This window comes from Amycolatopsis sp. NPDC004772 (genome assembly GCF_053601215.1).
In genome coordinates this window covers 33,058-49,157 of the sequence record NZ_JBSGBK010000002.1, presented here as the reverse complement: position 1 = coordinate 49,157, position 16,100 = coordinate 33,058, and the positions used below count along the sequence as shown (strand labels likewise).

General features: G+C 72.6%; 11 protein-coding genes. 6 read left to right on the top strand and 5 right to left on the bottom strand.

Annotated elements, in window-relative coordinates; genetic code table 11:
• Positions 1-61: 61 nt before the first annotated feature.
• Positions 62-1,411, top strand: coding sequence for a S1C family serine protease (locus ACWEF6_RS01500; RefSeq protein WP_449681072.1), 1,350 nt, complete (start codon positions 62-64; stop codon positions 1,409-1,411).
• Positions 1,412-1,576: 165 nt separating this feature from the next.
• Here the strand turns inward: ACWEF6_RS01500 and ACWEF6_RS01495 are convergent, their stop codons facing one another.
• Entirely contained in the window at positions 1,577-1,951 is a 375-nt protein-coding gene (locus tag ACWEF6_RS01495) for a MarR family winged helix-turn-helix transcriptional regulator (protein ID WP_449681071.1), read from the bottom strand.
• 86 nt (positions 1,952-2,037) lie between these two features.
• Here ACWEF6_RS01495 and ACWEF6_RS01490 point away from each other — a divergent pair, with 86 nt between their 5' ends.
• A complete protein-coding gene (locus tag ACWEF6_RS01490) occupies positions 2,038-3,498 on the top strand; it encodes an MFS transporter (RefSeq protein WP_449681070.1) in 1,461 nt (486 codons plus the stop codon).
• Positions 3,499-3,639: 141 nt separating this feature from the next.
• On the opposite strand, the gene ACWEF6_RS01485 is transcribed toward ACWEF6_RS01490, so the two are convergent.
• Positions 3,640-5,019, bottom strand: a complete 1,380-nt coding sequence (locus ACWEF6_RS01485; protein ID WP_449681069.1) for an MFS transporter — start codon at positions 5,017-5,019, stop codon at positions 3,640-3,642.
• Positions 5,016-5,474 carry a carboxymuconolactone decarboxylase family protein gene (locus ACWEF6_RS01480; RefSeq protein ID WP_449681068.1) on the bottom strand — a complete coding sequence of 153 codons (459 nt, stop codon included), beginning with the start codon at positions 5,472-5,474 and terminating at the stop codon, positions 5,016-5,018. The genes ACWEF6_RS01485 and ACWEF6_RS01480 overlap by 4 nt, the downstream gene beginning before the upstream one ends.
• A gap of 47 nt (positions 5,475-5,521) precedes the next feature.
• On the opposite strand from ACWEF6_RS01480, the gene pdxR reads away from it, so the two are divergent.
• Positions 5,522-6,910, top strand: coding sequence for a MocR-like pyridoxine biosynthesis transcription factor PdxR (gene pdxR / locus ACWEF6_RS01475; RefSeq protein WP_449681067.1), 1,389 nt, complete (start codon positions 5,522-5,524; stop codon positions 6,908-6,910).
• Between the two features lie 3 nt (positions 6,911-6,913).
• Here pdxR and ACWEF6_RS01470 read toward each other — a convergent pair whose 3' ends face one another.
• The gene (locus tag ACWEF6_RS01470; RefSeq protein WP_449681066.1) at positions 6,914-7,711 is read right to left on the bottom strand and encodes a hypothetical protein; all 798 of its coding nucleotides are present in this window, start codon (positions 7,709-7,711) and stop codon (positions 6,914-6,916) included.
• A 220-nt stretch (positions 7,712-7,931) separates the two neighbouring features.
• Here ACWEF6_RS01470 and ACWEF6_RS01465 point away from each other — a divergent pair, with 220 nt between their 5' ends.
• Positions 7,932-9,512, top strand: a complete 1,581-nt coding sequence (locus ACWEF6_RS01465) for a substrate-binding and VWA domain-containing protein (protein WP_449681065.1) — start codon at positions 7,932-7,934, stop codon at positions 9,510-9,512.
• 11 nt (positions 9,513-9,523) lie between these two features.
• Complete coding sequence (locus ACWEF6_RS01460) at positions 9,524-11,266, top strand: hypothetical protein (protein WP_449681064.1); 1,743 nt, start codon at positions 9,524-9,526, stop codon at positions 11,264-11,266.
• Between the two features lie 42 nt (positions 11,267-11,308).
• Here ACWEF6_RS01460 and ACWEF6_RS01455 read toward each other — a convergent pair whose 3' ends face one another.
• Entirely contained in the window at positions 11,309-11,959 is a 651-nt protein-coding gene (locus ACWEF6_RS01455; RefSeq protein ID WP_449681063.1) for a class I SAM-dependent methyltransferase, read from the bottom strand.
• A gap of 128 nt (positions 11,960-12,087) precedes the next feature.
• On the opposite strand from ACWEF6_RS01455, the gene ACWEF6_RS01450 reads away from it, so the two are divergent.
• Positions 12,088-16,098, top strand: a complete 4,011-nt coding sequence (locus ACWEF6_RS01450; protein WP_449681062.1) for an alpha-(1->3)-arabinofuranosyltransferase domain-containing protein — start codon at positions 12,088-12,090, stop codon at positions 16,096-16,098.
• Positions 16,099-16,100 lie beyond the last annotated feature (2 nt).

Genomic DNA, 16,100 nt, shown 5'->3' with positions numbered 1-16,100 from the left:
ATTCTCAGGATCGAGGCGTTTCCTGGTAGGGCCGGAGGCTTGTCGAGAGCTGGAGCTGTGCATGAGCGAGTACGACCGAGGACCGCAGGGCGGCGGCGAGTACCCGTACGGCTACGGCCAGGGCGGGTACTCGCCGGACTTCTACGGCCGGAACGGGTATCCGCAGGACTCCGGCTACGAGTACCGGCCGCCCGGGGAGCAGGGCTACTACGAGCAGCCGCGTGACCAGTGGGGGCGCCCGTACCCGCAGCAGCCCTACACCCAGCCGGGCTACGCCTACCCGCCGCCCGCCTACCAGCCGCCGCGCAAGCGTCACCCGTTTCGCGCGCTGAGCGTCGCTGTCGTCGCGATCGCGCTGGCCGTGGTCGCCGGGCTGGGGATCGGGCACCTGATCTCCGGGGCGAACGCGCCCACCGCGGGCGGCAACCAGAACTTCGGCTTCTCCGGGCAGCCGAGCGAGGCCAAGACGGTCCTGGACGTCGACGCCGTCTCGGCCAAGGTCAACCCGGCGATCGTGAACATCAACACCGAGCTCGGGCTGCAGGGCGCGGCCGCGGCGGGCACCGGCATCGTGCTCACGGCCGACGGCGAGGTGCTGACCAACAACCACGTCGTGGCCGGCGCGACCAGCATCAAGGTGACCAGCATCGGCACCGGCGACACGTACCAGGCGGAGGTCGTCGGCTACGACCGCACCGAGGACATCGCGGTCCTGCAGCTGCGGGACGCCTCCGGCCTGCCGACGGCGTCGATCGGCGACTCGTCGACGACCCAGGTGGGCGACCAGATCCTCGGCCTCGGCAACGCGGGCGGCCGCGGCGGCGACCCGGTGCCGGCCCCGGGCACGGTGACGGCCCTGGACCAGTCGATCACGGCGTCGGACGAGTCCAGTGGCTCGTCCGAGCAGCTCACCGGGCTCATCCAGGTCCGGGCGAACATCGAGTCAGGTGACTCGGGGGGCCCGCTCGTCAACGCGAACGCCCAGGTCATCGGTGTCAACACCGCGGCCTCGACCGGCTACCAGCTGAACGGCCGCCGCAGCGGCGGCACGGGCCAGGGGTTCGCCATCCCGATCAACCAGGCGGTCGACATCGCCCACAAGATCGTCGCGGGCCAGGCCACGGACAAGATCCACATCGGCAAGACGGCGTTCATCGGCGTCTCGGTGACGGACGGCCAGGGAGGAGCCAGGGTCCGCGAGGTCGTCCAGCGCGGCCCGGCCCAGAAGGCCGGCCTCGCGGCGGGCGACGTGATCACGGCCATCGACGGCAAGCCGGTGAGCTCGGCGACGACGTTGACGAACGTGATGGACACCCACCACCCGGGCGACCAGCTGACGTTGACGGTGACCCGGGCTACGGGTGGACAGCAGCAGATCCAAGTGAAGGCGATCGAGGGCCCGACCGGCTGATCGCTTCGTGCGGTGGCTGGTCGGGTGGTCGCGGCAGGGCGGCCGTTGTGGGGGCGGGGCCGTGCGGTGCCGGGTGCGCGGGCCCGCGCCGCTGTGTCTGGTTGCCTGGGGCGAGCGATGCGTTGATGGCCAGCGGCCGGTGAAGGCGATCGAGGGCCCGACCGGCTAGCGCAGGAATTCCGCCAGCACCTCGCGGTGCGTCTGCTTCGCCGCGAGGTACTTCTCGCGGCCGGCGTCCGTGATCGTCACGAAGATGCCGCGCCGGTCCATCTCGCACAGGGCTCGCTCGACCAAGCCGTCCTTCTCCAGGCGGGCGACCAGCCTGGAGGTGGCGCTCTGGCTCAGGTGAATCGCCTCGGTGAGGTCCGCCGAGCGGCACTTGGACTCGCCGGTCGCGACGCGCTCCAGGGCCTCGAACTCGTTCGCGCCGATGCCGTGGCGCTCCTGGAGGCGGCACTCCAGCTTGCTGAACACGGCCGAATAGCGGGCCAGCAGCTCGTGCCACTCCTGGACCAGTTCCTTCTCGGCGACGTCGCTCACGGCGACCAACTTAGCATGCGCAGACATCAGATGCAAACACATTAAATGCTTGGACATTAAATGTGCGTGCATGTAATGTCGCCGCCATGAGCTCTTCCGTGTCCTTGTCCACCACTTCAACGCGGTGGGACGCACGTCTCTGGGGTGTCCTGCTCACCGTCTCGATCGTCATCGGCCTCGACGCGCTCGACGTGTCGATGGTCGGGGTCGCGCTCCCGGCCATCCAGGCCGACCTCGGCCTGTCCACCAACGCGCTGCAATGGGTCGTCAGCGGGTACGTCCTCGGCTACGGCGGCCTGCTGCTGCTCGGCGGCCGCACCGCCGACCTGCTCGGCCGCCGCCGGGTGTTCCTCGTCGCCGTGGCCGTGTTCGCGCTGGCTTCGCTGCTCGGCGGCCTCGTCGACGACGGTGCCCTGCTCATCGCGAGCCGGTTCATCAAGGGCCTGGCCGCCGCCTTCACCGCGCCGGCCGCGCTGTCCATCATCACCACGACGTTCCAGGAGGGCCCGGCCCGCAACAAGGCGATCAGCATCTTCGCCGTGTTCGGCGCCAGCGGCTACTCCGCCGGCCTGGTGTTCTCCGGCCTGCTGACCGAAGTCGGCTGGCGCTGGACGTTCCTGCTGCCCGCCCCGATCGCGCTGGTCGCGCTGGTGGCGGCGTGGAAGCTGATCCCGTCGTACCGCGCCGAAGAAGGCCGCGGCTACGACTTCCCGGGTGCCATCACCGGCGCGGCCGGCTCGCTGCTGCTGGTGTTCGGCGTCGTCGAGGCACCGGAGATCGGCTGGGCGGCCCCGCGCACGCTGATCACGTTCGCCGTCGCCCTCGCCCTGCTGGTGACGTTCGTGGTCATCGAGAAGCGCAGCCGCCACCCGTTGCTGCGCCTGGGCATCCTGCGCTCGGGCCCGCTGGCCCGCGCGAACCTCGGTGGCGCCCTGTTCTTCGGCGCGTACATCGGCTTCCAGTTCGTCGTGATGCTGTACCTGCAGCGGGTCCTGGGCTGGTCGGCGCTGCAGACGGCGCTGGGCTTCCTGCCGGCGGCGCTGATCGTGGCGTTCGGCTCCCCGCGCATCGAGCCGCTGATCGACCGGGTCGGCACGCCGCGCACGATCTTCGCGGGCGTGGTCTCGCACGTCATCGGGTACGCGCTGTTCCTGCGCATCGACGAGCACTCGGGGTACGCGGGCAGCGTGCTGCCGAGCATGATCCTGCTGGGCATCGGCTTCACGCTGGCCTTCTCGTCGCTCAACATCCAGGCCACGGCCGGCATCGCGGACGACGAGCAGGGGCTGGCCGGCGGCCTGCTGAACACGTCCCTGCAGGTCGGCGGCGCGATCGGGCTCGCGGTGGTGACGGCGGTCCTGACCGCCAACGGCGGCCGTGAAGCCTCGCCCGCCGCGCTGCTGACCGGGCTGACGCCGGCGTTGAGCGTGGTCACCGGGATCGCGGTGCTGGGCCTGCTGATCGCGATCAGCGGCGTGGTGGCCCGGAAGCGGCCGGCCGAGGAGCCGGTCGTGCCGCAGGAGGACCTGCTGGCGCTCGCGGACTGAGCCGGCCGAGGGGACCGCGGAAGGGCCACCACCCGGGGGATGGTGGCCCTTCCGCACCAGCTTGGGGAAAACGGGACGGAGCGAGCGGTCCGGCCCCGGAAACCGTCGGACCCTTCCGCTAGCGTGGAAACCGGGGGCTGCTCAGACAGCCACCACAGCCGCCCGCGCGGCCCCGCGGAACCGCAACGCCGCCACCGCCGTCACCGCGATCCCCGCCGCGGCCAGGAAAACCGCCGTCCGCAGACCGTCCACTGTGGCCGCCCGCAGTGCTTCGCCCGACAGCCCGTGCGCGCCCGCGTTGGCCACCGCCACGAACACCGCCAGCCCCACCGAACCGCCGACCTGCTGGGCCGTCGACACGACTCCGGACGCCACGCCCTGGTCCGCCGCCGGGATCCCGGCTGTCGCGGCGCCGAACATCAGCGTGTAGCCCGCTCCCTGGCCCAGCCCCAGCACCACCAGCGCCGGGACCAGCGCCGGGTACGACGCCTCCAGCGTCATCGCGCACCCCAGCGCCACCGCTCCGGCACCGCCCACCACCAACGCGGCCACCAGCGTCGGGCGGGTCCCGTAGCGGGTCGCCCAGCGGCCGGCCGCCTGGGAGCCCGCCGCGATCGCCAGCATCGGGACGCCGAACGCCAAGCCCGTGGCCAGCGCGCCGTAGCCGTGCACGCCCTGGAAGTACCCCGTCAGGAAGTACAGCAGCGTGCCGAACGTGCCCATGTACAGGAACGTCACCACCACCCCCGTCCCGAGGTTGCGGTCCCGCAGCAGCCGGGGCGGCAGCAGCGGGTCGCGGCTGCGGCGCTCGACCACGGCGAACGCGCCCAGCAGCGCGCAGCCCGCCACGGCCACGCCCGAGACCGGGAGCCAGCCCAGCTCCGGGCCTTCGACCAGGGCGAACACCACCAAGGTCGTGCCGAGCGTCGCGGTCAGGGCACCGGCGAGGTCGAAGCGGCGGCCCGGTTCCCGCGCGGGATCCGCGGCCAGCAACCGGAAGGCGAGCAACGCCGCGGCCGTGGCCAGCGGGACGTTCACGAAGAACACCGCCGCCCAGCCGAACGCCTGCGTCAGCACCCCGCCCAGCAGCGAGCCGAGGATCATGCCGCTGCCGCCCGCCGTTCCCCACACCGCGAACGCGCGGTTGCGCTCGCGGCCGGCCGCGAACGACGTGCTGACCAGCGTCAACGTCGCCGGGAAGAGCAGTGCCCCGCCCAGGCCCTGGCCGGCCCGGGCCGCGATGAGCAGGCCGGGATCGCCGGTCAGCCCGCCCGCCAGCGACGACACCGCGTAGAGCAGGCTCCCCAGCGCGAACATCCGGCGCGGGCCGAACAGGTCGCAGGCCCGCCCGCCCAAAAGGAGCGCCCCGCCGAACGCCACGGCGTAGGCGCTCACCACCCACTGCAGGCTCTGGGCACCGAACCCGAGGTCGCGGCCGATGTCCGGCAGGGCCACGTACACGATGTTGTAGTCCAGGGAAATGATCAGCTGGGCGAAGGCCAGCAACGCCAGGCGCTTCACCGGGCCACCCGCTCGTCCGTGCCCGGCACCTTCGCCGTCGTGATGGCGATGCGGTTCCACGTGTTGATCGTGAAGATCAGCGCGAGGAGCTGAGCCAGTTCCTCCTCGCCGAACTCCTCGAGCGCCCGGGTGTAGACGTCGTCGGGGACGCCCCCGGCGATCTGCGTGACGGCTTCGGTCAGCGCCAGCGCCGCCCGCTCCTTCGCGCTGAAGAAGTGGCCGGCCTCGTGCCACACCGCGACCAGGTGCAGCCGCTCCTCGCTTTCGCCGGCCTTGCGGGCGTCCGAGGTGTGCATGTGCAGGCAGTACGCGCAGCGGTTGAGCTGCGACGCGCGGATCTGGACCAGCTCGACCAGCGCGGGGTCGAGCCCGGCGCGAGCCGCGGCGTCGAAGCCGATCAGGGCCTTGAAGGCCTTCGGGGCGGTCTTGGCGAAGTTGATGCGGGAGTTCGTCATGACCAGAAATCTACGGCCGGTTTGACCCACGTGTATGGTGCATTTTTGTGGCAAGAGACTGGGTCAATTCTGGTGAGCGCGACCTCCACCTGGAGCTGGGACCCGGCAGCAAGCGGGCCGCGCTCATCGCCGCGCTGCGGGACGCCGTCCGCGCCGGGCGGCTCACCCCCGGCACCCGGTTGCCGCCCTACCGCTCCCTCGCCACCGACCTCGGGCTGGCCCGCAACACCGTCGCCGACGCCTACGCGGAGCTGGTCGCCGAAGGGTGGCTCACCGCCGTCCAGGGCTCCGGTACCCGTGTCGCCGAGCGGGCCGAGCCGCTGAAACCGATCCGGGCGCCGGCCCGGAAACCGGCCGCGGCGAAACCGGCGTACAACCTCCGCCAAGGGCAGCCGGACACGACGGCGTTCCCGCGCACCGAATGGCTCGCCGCCGCCCGGCGCGCGCTCGGCGTGGCGCCTCACGACGCCTTCGGCCCCGGCGACCCGCGCGGCCGCCCGGAACTGCGGGAAGCCCTCGTCCAGTACCTCGCGCGCGCCCGCGGCGTGCGGACGTCGCCGGAGCGGATCGTCGTCTGCTCGGGGTTCGCGCACGCCCTGCGGCTGCTGTTCCCGGCCGTGCTGAGCGGGCCGCTCGCCGTCGAGTCCTACGGCCTCGCGTTCCACCGCTCGATCTTCGCCACCGCCGGGGTCCGGACGATCCCGCTGGACCTCGACGATCGCGGCGCCCGCGTGGAGGACCTCGACGTCCCGAGGGTGCTCCTGACGCCCGCGCACCAGTTCCCGACCGGCGGCCCGCTGCACCACGACCGGCGCACCGCGGTCGTCGGGCACGTCCGCGCGACCGGCGGCGTGCTCATCGAAGACGACTACGACGGCGAGTTCCGCTACGACCGCAAGCCGGTCGGCGCGGTCCAGGGCCTCGACCCCGAGCACGTCGTCTACGTCGGCTCGGTGAGCAAGAGCCTGTCGCCCGCGCTGCGCCTGGGCTGGCTGGTGCTGCCCGGGCACCTCGTCGACCCGGTGCTGGCCGCGAAAGGCGAGCGCGAGGCCTGGGCGAGTGTGCTCGACCAGCTCACCCTGGCCGAGTTCCTGACCGCGGGCGGGTACGACCGGCACATCCGCCGGATGCGCCAGCACTACCGCCGCCGGCGCGACCACCTGGTCACGGCGCTCGCCGAGCGGGCACCGCACGTGACGCCGACCGGGATCGCCGCCGGCCTGCACGCCGTGCTGCGGCTCCCGCCGGGCACCGAGAAAGCGGCGCTGAAGGCCGCGGCGTGGCAGGGACTGGCGCTGGACGGCCTGGCCGCGTTCCGCCACCCGGACAGCACGATGTCCACAATGGACGGCTTGGTCGTCGGCTACGCGACCCCGCCGGAACACGCCTACCCGGCGGCCGTCGACGCGCTGTGCCGCGCGCTGCCGCCCGCGTGAGACCTACCCGACGATGTCGATCTCGAACGGCTCGGCCGCGCTGTAGTTGATGTCCGCCCACACCGCGCCCGGGAGGTCGTAGCGCCGGTGCGACGTCAGCTTCGAGTTGTACCCACCCGTCTTCGTCGGGTTGTGGCCGACACCCTGGTGGTCGCTGCCCCAGGCGTAGATGTCGCCCACCCACATCGGCTTCGCGAAGCCGTCGCCGCCGAGGCGGGGGCGGATGATGACCGCCGCGGCGGAACTGCCGGACAGGAACACCCGCACCGCGTTCTCCGCGGCGTTCGGCGGGGTCACGGTGATGCGCTCCATGATCTCCACTCCACTCGATGGGCCGGAGCCGTCCACGCCGGGCCAGTAGTCGGCGACGGACGACACGTCGTAGCCGGGGGCGACGTTCCCGCGGTACTGCTTGGCGACCGCGCCGGCCGGGATGGCGGGATCGCCGTTGTAGTGCGCGATCCAGTAGTGCGGCTCGGCGACACCGGCGGACGAGAACGCCGCCCGCACCGAGGGCCAGGTCGACAGGTTGCAGTAGATCGTCGGGTCCGCGCCCGCCGCGCGGCGCATCCGGACCCAGCCCGGCGCTTCGGCCGGGGTGGCGTCGCCGGGCTCGACGTCGAGGACGTGCCCGTCGTTCGTCACCGCTTTCTTGACGATGGTCACCTTGACCGCGTTGGGAAACCGCGCCCAGTCGGCGGGCGTCCAGGGCGGCAGCTTGATCCGGTCGATGTAGCCCGCGACCATCCGGGCGTCCGCGGGGATGTTCGCGGCCGTCACCGCGTCGTACATGGTGCGCACGGGCTGGCCTTTCGTTCCGGGGTTCGCCATCGTGCAATTACCCGTGTGGGACGGCGGTCAAGCACGAACCGCGTCACCACACGGTCAATCACCAAAACGGCCGCAGGACGTCATTCCTTCACCGGACGCTCACGCACCCGTGGTGACGTTCCGCTTCCGGTACTGGCTTCCCGCTCACCCGGCTGGCAAGCTGCCAGCACCTCACCACGGAAGGACGTGCATGGCGGCACACCCGGCGCGGGCCCGGCGGATCGACGCGCGGGTCGTCGTCCTGAGCGCGCTGCTGGTGGTCGCGCTGCTGGCGTGGGCCGGGTTCGACTACCTGAAGAACCGGCTGGCCGGCGGCGGCTGCGACACGACGACCCCGGTGCACCTGACGGCCGCGCCGGACATCGCGCCGGTGCTGACCGAGCTCGCCCGGACCGTCCCGGCGCGGGACTGCTACTCCGTCGACGTCACCGCGAGCCCGTCGACGGCCACCGCGACCGCGCTCGAGGCCAACGGCGCGAACGGCCCGGACGTCTGGGTGCCGGAGTCGAGCACCTGGCTGCTGCAGGCCCGCGACGGTGGCGCGTGGAACCTCCCCGAGTCCGGCCAGCCGGTGGCGAGTTCGCCGGTGGTGCTGGCGCTGACCGAAGACGTCGCCAAGCGGGCCGGCTGGCCCGGGAAGTCGCCGTCCTGGGCCGACGTCCTCGCCGGGAGCCCGGTCGGGCTGCCCGACCCGGCCCGGGACCCGGCCGCCATCGGGGCGCTGATCGGCCTGCAGCAGGTGACCAAGAACGCGCCCGATCCGGCCGCGGCGTTCACCGAGGAGATCCGCAAGCTTTCGGCGGTGAAGCAGCCGTACCCCGCGTGGCCGGCTTCGGAGCAGTCGGTGCTGGCGCGCAAGCTCGTCGCCGCCTACCCCGCCGCCGGGGTACCGAGCTTCGACTACCCGTACGTCGTGCTCCCGCGGGCTTCGGAAGCCTCGCGCTCGGCGGCCGAACGGTTCCTGCGGCTGCTGCTCGACCAGACCGCCACCAAGGCGTTTGCGGACGGCGGGTTCCGGACGCCGTCCGGGCAGCTGCTCGGCGACCGTCCGCGCGACACCCGCACGGACGCCGGCCCGCGCCCGGCCGGGCCGCCCGCGCCCGAAGCGATGTACGGCGTGCTCCAGGCCTGGGCCGGGGCCAACCTCAGCGCCCGTGTCCAGGTGCTGCTCGACGTGTCCGGCTCGATGGCCGCCACCGTGCCCGGCACCGGCCGCAGCCGGATGTCGCTGACCCTCGAAGCCGCGACGCAGGGGCTCGGGTTGTTCAAGCCGACCACCGAGATCGGCCTCTGGCTGTTCTCGACCAAGCTCGACGGCACCAAGGACTACAAGGAACTGCTGCCGATGCGGTCGATCGCCGAGCAGCTGGCCGCGGGCGGGGTGGCGACCCTGCAGGCGGTCAAGCCGAAGCCCGGCGGCGCGACCGGGCTGTACGACTCGATCCTCGCCGCGTACCAGAACGCCCGGCAGAGCTGGCAGCTCGGCCGGATCAACGTCGTCGTCGTGCTCACCGACGGCCGCAACGAGGACAGCGACTCGATCGGGCTGCCCGGCCTGCTGTCCGAGCTGGGCCGGCTGCAGGACCCGCGGAAACCGCTGCCGGTGATCGGGATCGGCATCGGCCCGGACATCGATTCGAGCGAGCTGAAGCAGATCTCGGCCGCGACCGGCGGCGAATCCTTCACCACGCCGGACCCGCGCAAGATCTCCGACGTCTTCTACCAGGCACTGAGCAAGCTCATGTGCCAGCCGCCCGCCTGCAAGAAGTGAGGACCCCCGTGTTGGTGCAGACCGAACAGCCCGCGCCCCGGGTGCTCCGAAGACCGTCCACAGTGGTCATCGCCGCCTTCGTCGCCGGGGTGGTGCCGCTCGCTTTCCACGTCTGGGCGGCCCTGCACGGCAGCCTCGCCCAGGACGACTTCGTCGTCACCCACCAGGCGGCCGCGGCCGGCCCGTTCGACCTCGGCTACCTGTTCCAGGACTACCACGGCCACCTGCAGCCCGGCGGGTTCTTCCTGGCCGCCGTGCTGACCTGGTGGGCGCCGCTGAACTTCCCGTTGCTCATGGCGCCTTTGCTGCTCATGCGGGCCGTCGCGACGGTGCTGTTCTGGTGCCTGCTGGTGCGCTGCTTCGGCCGCCGCTGGGCGATCCTGGTGCCGTTCACCGTGTTCACCGCGTCGACGTTGCTGCTGGTCCCCACGTTGTGGTGGTCCTACGGCATCCAGCTCGTCCCGGTGGTGCTGGCCACCGCCGGGGCGCTGCACGCCCACGTCCGGTACCTGCAGGACGGCGGGCGCTGGTGGCTCGGCGCCTTCGCCTGGACGGTGTTCGGCCTGGCGTTCTACGAGAAGGCCGCGGTGATCCCGGTGCTGCTGGCCGGGGTGACCGTCCTGCTCGGACGGTCGTGGCGCGAGCACGTCCGCTACTGGGCGGCCCAAGCCGTGCTGCTGGCCGCGTTCGTGATCGTCTTCTTCGTGGCGACGTCGAGCCAGGTCGGCCAGGGGGAGCAGCCGATGTCGGCCGGCACCGTCGCCGACCTGACCGGCCGGATGCTCGGCGACACCCTGCTGCCCGGGCTGGCCGGCGGGCCGTGGTCCGGCCCCGGGGCGGGCGCGACCTGGGCGCCGTCGCCGTTCGTGGTCGTCGTCGCGCTGCTGGCGGCCACGGTGGCCGTGGTGGTCGCCGGCGTGCGCATCGGGGGACGGCGGGCGTGGGGCGCCTGGGCGCTGCTCGCGGCGGTGTTCGCCGTGGACGTCGCTCTGCTGGCGCTGACCCGGCTGCGCGAAGTCGGCCCCGGGGCGGGTGACGACCCCCGGTACGTCGCCGATCTGGCGCTGGTGGCCGCGTTGTGCGGCGCGTTCGCCTTTCTTTCGCCGGGTGCGCCGTCCGGCGGAAGGCGTGAGCGGCCGATCGCCCTAGTCGTGTGCGTGCTTCTGCTCGTCAGCTCCGCGGTGGGCTTTTCCCGGCTCGCCCCGGCGCTGCGGTTCGAACATTCCGGGCAGTACCTGGGAAACGTGCGCGCGGCCGTCGCCGAAGATCCGGACCTGGTGTTCTACGACACCTTCGTGCCGTCCGATGTGGTGCACGAATGGTTCGGGGCGGACTCGCGGGCGTCGCGGGTGGCGGGCCTGCTGCCCGGCACCCACTTCGACCAGCCGACGAACCGGATGCACCAGCTCGACGCGACCGGTACCCCGCACCTGATCACCGGCGTGGAACCGGTTTCCCGCAGCCTGCCCGGGCCGGTGCCGAACTGCGGGAACACGATCGGCGAGACGCTGGTGCGCATCCCGCTGGACACCCCGGTGCTCGGCCGGCACCTGCTCAAGCTCGACTACTACACCTCGGACGGTGGCGAAGGGCTGGTCGAGCGGACGCCGGTGTGGTTCCAGGCCGGGCTGCACTCGCTGTACCTGCCGGTGGACGGCCTGTACGACCACATCGGCGTGCAGCTGTCGAGCCCGGGCGCGCCCGTGTGCCTGGCGAAGATCGAGATCGGAAAGCCCGTCGTGAGTGGTAAGTAGGGTTCTAACCCTCCTTTCCACTCACGACGCTCGTGGGAGGGCTCAGTAGGGGTCGTACGGGCTGTCGTGGCCGAGCAACCGCGCGACCGGCCGCAACCGCAGGCGCAGCAGCACCTTGAGCACCACGTTGCGCAGGAACCAGGGCAGCTGCGCCAGGACGCGCAGCCGGTCCGCCGTGGACGGTGGCGCCAGCCGGAACCGCGCCAGCGACGTGGCCCGGTCCAGATAGGTGTACCGCCGTCCGAAGAGGACCTTCACGATCGTGCCGAGCGTGACGCCGATGGACGAAAAGCAGTCGTGGACCAGGATTTCCGCACCCGGCGGCAGGTGCGCCGACCAGCGCAGGTCGTCGGTGTAGGTCCAGTAGTCGTGCTTGCCGTCGATGTAAAGCAGCTGTATGGGCCGGTCCCAGTCAGGGCGCAGTTTCGTGCTGTAACCGGCGACGAGCTCGACGACGTCGTCCAGCCCGGCCCGCCGGATGTTGCGCTCGAACAGCTGCCGCGTCGGCGATCCGCCGAACAACCGGCCGTCCACGAAGGGGTCGACGGCGATCACCGTGGCCCCGGCCGTGCGGGCCGCGGCGCCGAGGACGATCGTGGAACGGCCCTGGTGGCTGCCGATTTCCAGGACGACGTCACCCTTTTCGAGGCGGCACGCGGCGTCCCAGAGGGCTTCGCCCTGCGCGCGCGTCATCCAGCCCTTGACCGGCTCGGCCAGAGCCCAGGCATCTTCGAAGGAGATGGCGCACCTGCCAGGGGTTCGGGGGGACTCGGGAAAATCGTCGGCACATGGTAGCCAGGTTTCGGCCTAGTATCTACCGGATGGTAACCGCCACCCGCGAACGCACCCGGGACGACGCCCCGCCCTCGAGCGGCGCCCGGAAGTTCTCGGTGGGCGCGTTCTTCAGCCGGCCCAGCACCTGGATCGTGCTGGCCCTGACCACGTTGTCCTTCCTGCAGATGCCGGGGAAGACGACGTTCGACACCAAACTGGACCTCGCGGTCGACCCCCTCGCCTTCCTCGGCCGCGCGTTGCACCTGTGGAACCCGGAGGCGACCGCGGGGGAGCTGCAGAACCAGGCGTACGGCTACCTCTTCCCGATGGGCCCGTTCTTCGCGCTGTGCCAGGCCGTGGGCGTGCCCGCGTGGATCGCGCAACGGCTGTGGGGCGCGGTCCTGCTCTCGGCCGCGTTCGGCGGCGCCCTGCTGCTCGCGCGGGCGATGAAGATCGGCTCCGAGCGCACCCGGCTGATCGGGGCGCTCGGGTACGCGCTCGCGCCGCGCATGTTGACCGAAATCGGCGGCCTGTCCGCGGAAATGCTGCCCGCCGTCCTGCTGCCGTGGGTGCTGGTGCCGCTCGTGCGGGCCGGGGCGATCGGCTCGCCGCGGCGGGCCGCCGGGCTGTCCGCGCTGGCCGTGCTGGGCATGGGCGGGGTCAACGGCGCGATGGTCGTGATGGCGCTCGTCCTCCCCGGACTGTGGCTGCTGACCCGCCGCTGGACCCGGGCGCACGTCGAGCTCGTGCTGTGGTGGTTCGTCTTCGTCGTCGGCGCGACGCTGTGGTGGATCCTGCCGCTGCTGCTGCTCGGCGAGTACAGCCTGCCGTTCCTGGACTACATCGAGTCGGCGACGAACACGACCGCGCCGATGTCGCTGTTCGAGGTGCTGCGCGGCACCAACCAGTGGGTCGCCTACGTCGTCCAGGGCACGCCGTGGTGGCCCGGGGGCTGGTCGCTGATCGACAACCCGGTGCTGATGCTCGCCACCGGGCTCGTCGCCGGCGTCGGCCTGTTCGGGCTGACCCGGCGCGGCCTCCCGGACCGGCGGTTCCTCGTGCTCGGCGTGGTCACCGGGCTGACCCTGCTGACCATCGGGTACGTCGGCACGCTCGACAGCCCGCTCGCCGAGCAGGTCCGGCACCTGCTCGACGGGCCCCTCGCCCCGCTGCGCAACGTGCACAAGTTCGAGCCGGTGCTGCGGCTGCCGCTGATGCTGGCGTTCGTGCACGGCATCTCCAGCCCCCTGCCGGTGCGGTCCGCGCGCCGGTTCCTGCGGCCCGCGCTGGGCCTGCTGCTGGTGCTGGTGATGGCCGCGCCGGCGTGGCTGCTGAACCTGCGGTCCGGCCCGGGCTGGAACGAAGTTCCCGGCTACTGGTACGACGCGATGGGGTACGTCGCCAAGGCCGATCCGAACGCGCGGACGCTGCTGCTGCCGGCCACCGGCTTCGGCGAATACGACTGGGGCCGCACGGTCGACGAGCCCGCGCAGGCGATCGCGCGCAGCCCGTGGGCGGTCCGCAACCAGGTGCCGCTGGGGTCCGAAGGGAACACGCGGCTGATGGACTCGGTGGACGCGGCGCTCGCCGACGGCCGCGGCGATCCCGGGCTCGCCGCGCTGCTCGCGCGCTCCGGCTACCGGTTCCTGCTGCTGCGCAACGACATCGACCGCGAACGGACCGCGGCCCCGCCGATCGCGACCCTGCGCGCCGGGCTGGCCGGCTCGCCGGGGATCGCCAAGGCGGCCGCGTTCGGCCCCCTCGAAGTCTACGAGGTCCGGAAGCCGGTGCCGCTGGCCACCGCGACGGCCACCACGGACGTCCCGACGGTGAGCGGCGGCCCGGAGAACCTGCTGCCGCTGATCGACTCCGGCCAGCTCGACCCGGCGACGCCGACCGTGCTCACCGGCGACGGCGGGTCCCCCGGCGGCCCGCGGCTGGTCACCGACGGCCTGCGCCGGGCCGAGCGGAACGTCGGCGGCGTCCGCGACAACCTCAGCCAGACGCTGACCGCGGGCGAGGCCTACCGGCAGCAGCGCGCGGCGGGCGACCTGCTGCCGTTCCCGGGCCAGGAGCACCAGACCGTGGCCGCGTACCGGGGGATCCGCTCGGTGACGGCGTCGACGGCGGCGTCGTTCGCCGACGCCTTCGGCGGGTCCGATCCCTCGCACCAGCCGTTCGCGGCGATCGACGGCGACCCGCGCACGGCGTGGCACTCGTCGTCGTTCACCGGGCCGATCGGCCAGTGGCTCGAGGTCGAACTGGACACCCCGCGGCTGGTGAACACCGTCCAGCTGGAAATGGTGGACGACCTGCGGGTGGGCTGGCCGCCGACGCGGATCCGGATCACGACCGACAACGGTTCGGTCGACCAGCCGGTGATCCGCGGGGCCGGGCCGCACGAGTACGCCGTCGCCGCCGGATTGACCCGCAAGGTGCGGATCACGCTGCTGTCGCTGGTGGTGGGGCGCCAGGACGGGAACGTCGGCATCGCGGAGCTGACGATCCCGGGCACCGAGCCGCAGCGCGCCCTGGAAGTGCCCGCGGACCTGCCGACCGGGCCGGCCCCCGGGTTCGCCTTCACCCGCGGTCAGCAGCCGCGGTACGCGTGCCTGCCGCTGGGTGCCGCCGTGCGCTGTGACGCCACGGCCGCCCGCGACGGCGAGGAGCCCGACGGGATCCGGCGGCTGTTCAGCACGCCGGCGGAGCAGACGTACCTGGTCGGCGGTTCGGTGCTGCCGGCGGGCGGCGGCCGCAACCCGGTGTCGCTGCCGGGGGTCACTGTGGCGTCGACGTCCCAGCTGGGCGGCGACCCGGCGGCGGCCGGGTTCGCGGCAGTGGACGGCGATCCGGGGACGACGTGGCGCCCCGACGTCACCGACCTGCGGCCGACGCTGACGCTCTGGTGGCCGTCGCCGAAGCGGATTTCGGGGCTGCGCATCGAGGTTTCGCCCGCCAGTGGCGCGCGGGCACCCCGGCAGGTGGAGCTGACCGGCCGGTCCGGCACGCGGACGGTGCAGCTCGACGCGAGCGGGTCGGCGTCCTTCGAGCCCCTGGACACCGACCAGCTGCAGCTCGTGCTGCCGGGCGACGACGACGATCCCGCGGCGCGCGCGGTGGTGGGCGTCGGCAGCCTGACGCTGTCCGGCAGCGACGGCCTGCTCCCGGCGCCGGACCCGGCGTTCACCGTGCCGTGCGGGTCCGGGCCGAACATCCACCTGGACGGGCTCGACTACCGGACGTCGGTGCAGGGCAAGCTGTCCGACATCACCGAGCACCGGCCGCTGACGCTGGGGATGTGCCGCGATTCGGAGGGCGGCATCGCGCTGCCGGCGGGCGGGCACGAGCTGCGGACGGACCGGTCGGAGTCGTTCGTCGTCCAGGACCTGTGGCTGAAGCCGGCGGGGAGCACGTCGCCGCCGGTGCACCGGGCGGTACAGGTGGGTGCCTGGGACGCGGCGTCGCGGTCGGTGACGGTGGGGCCGGGCGCGGAGGCGGTGCTGGCCGTCCCGGAGAACGCGAACGCGGGCTGGACGGCCACTTTGGACGGACAGCAGCTGACCCGCACCCGGGTGGACGGCTGGCAGCAGGCCTGGATCGTCCCGGCGGGAGCGGGCGGCGTGGTGTCGCTGTCGTTCACGCCGGACGCGCACTACCGCCTGAGCCTGTTGATCGGCGCGGCGGCGGTGCTGCTGTTGCTGGTGGGCGTGGCCTGGCCGGCCCGCCGCCGTCGCCGGTTCACGATCTCACCCGGCGGTGCCTGGATCCCGGTGGTGCTGATCGGGTTGCTGGTGGCGCTGGGCGGGATGTTGCCGGTGGTGCTGCTGATCGCGTGCCTGCTGGCCCGCCAGTTCTCGGAGCGCGCGCCGAGGTACCTGGCGTTCGGCGGCATGGCCGTGGCAGCGGCGGTCTCGGTGACGGGCCGCATCCTCGGCCACGGCCAGGAGTGGGCCTACGGCCCGGTAACCCAGGCCGCCCTCCTGCTCGCCGCAGCCGCCATGGTCGCAACGTGCGTGGATTGGTTCGCCCGAAAGCAAAACCCGACCGAACCCACGTGATC

What these genes read in the sequence shown, in the direction of transcription:
- ACWEF6_RS01465 (WP_449681065.1), top strand. Translation starts at nt 7,932, where the DNA reads ATGGCGGCACACCCGGCGCGGGCCCGGCGGATCGACGCGCGGGTCGTC.
- ACWEF6_RS01490 (WP_449681070.1), top strand. Translation starts at nt 2,038, where the DNA reads ATGAGCTCTTCCGTGTCCTTGTCCACCACTTCAACGCGGTGGGACGCA.
- ACWEF6_RS01480 (WP_449681068.1), bottom strand. Translation starts at nt 5,474, where the DNA reads ATGACGAACTCCCGCATCAACTTCGCCAAGACCGCCCCGAAGGCCTTC.
- ACWEF6_RS01455 (WP_449681063.1), bottom strand. Translation starts at nt 11,959, where the DNA reads ATGACGCGCGCGCAGGGCGAAGCCCTCTGGGACGCCGCGTGCCGCCTC.
- ACWEF6_RS01500 (WP_449681072.1), top strand. Translation starts at nt 62, where the DNA reads ATGAGCGAGTACGACCGAGGACCGCAGGGCGGCGGCGAGTACCCGTAC.
- ACWEF6_RS01450 (WP_449681062.1), top strand. Translation starts at nt 12,088, where the DNA reads ATGGTAACCGCCACCCGCGAACGCACCCGGGACGACGCCCCGCCCTCG.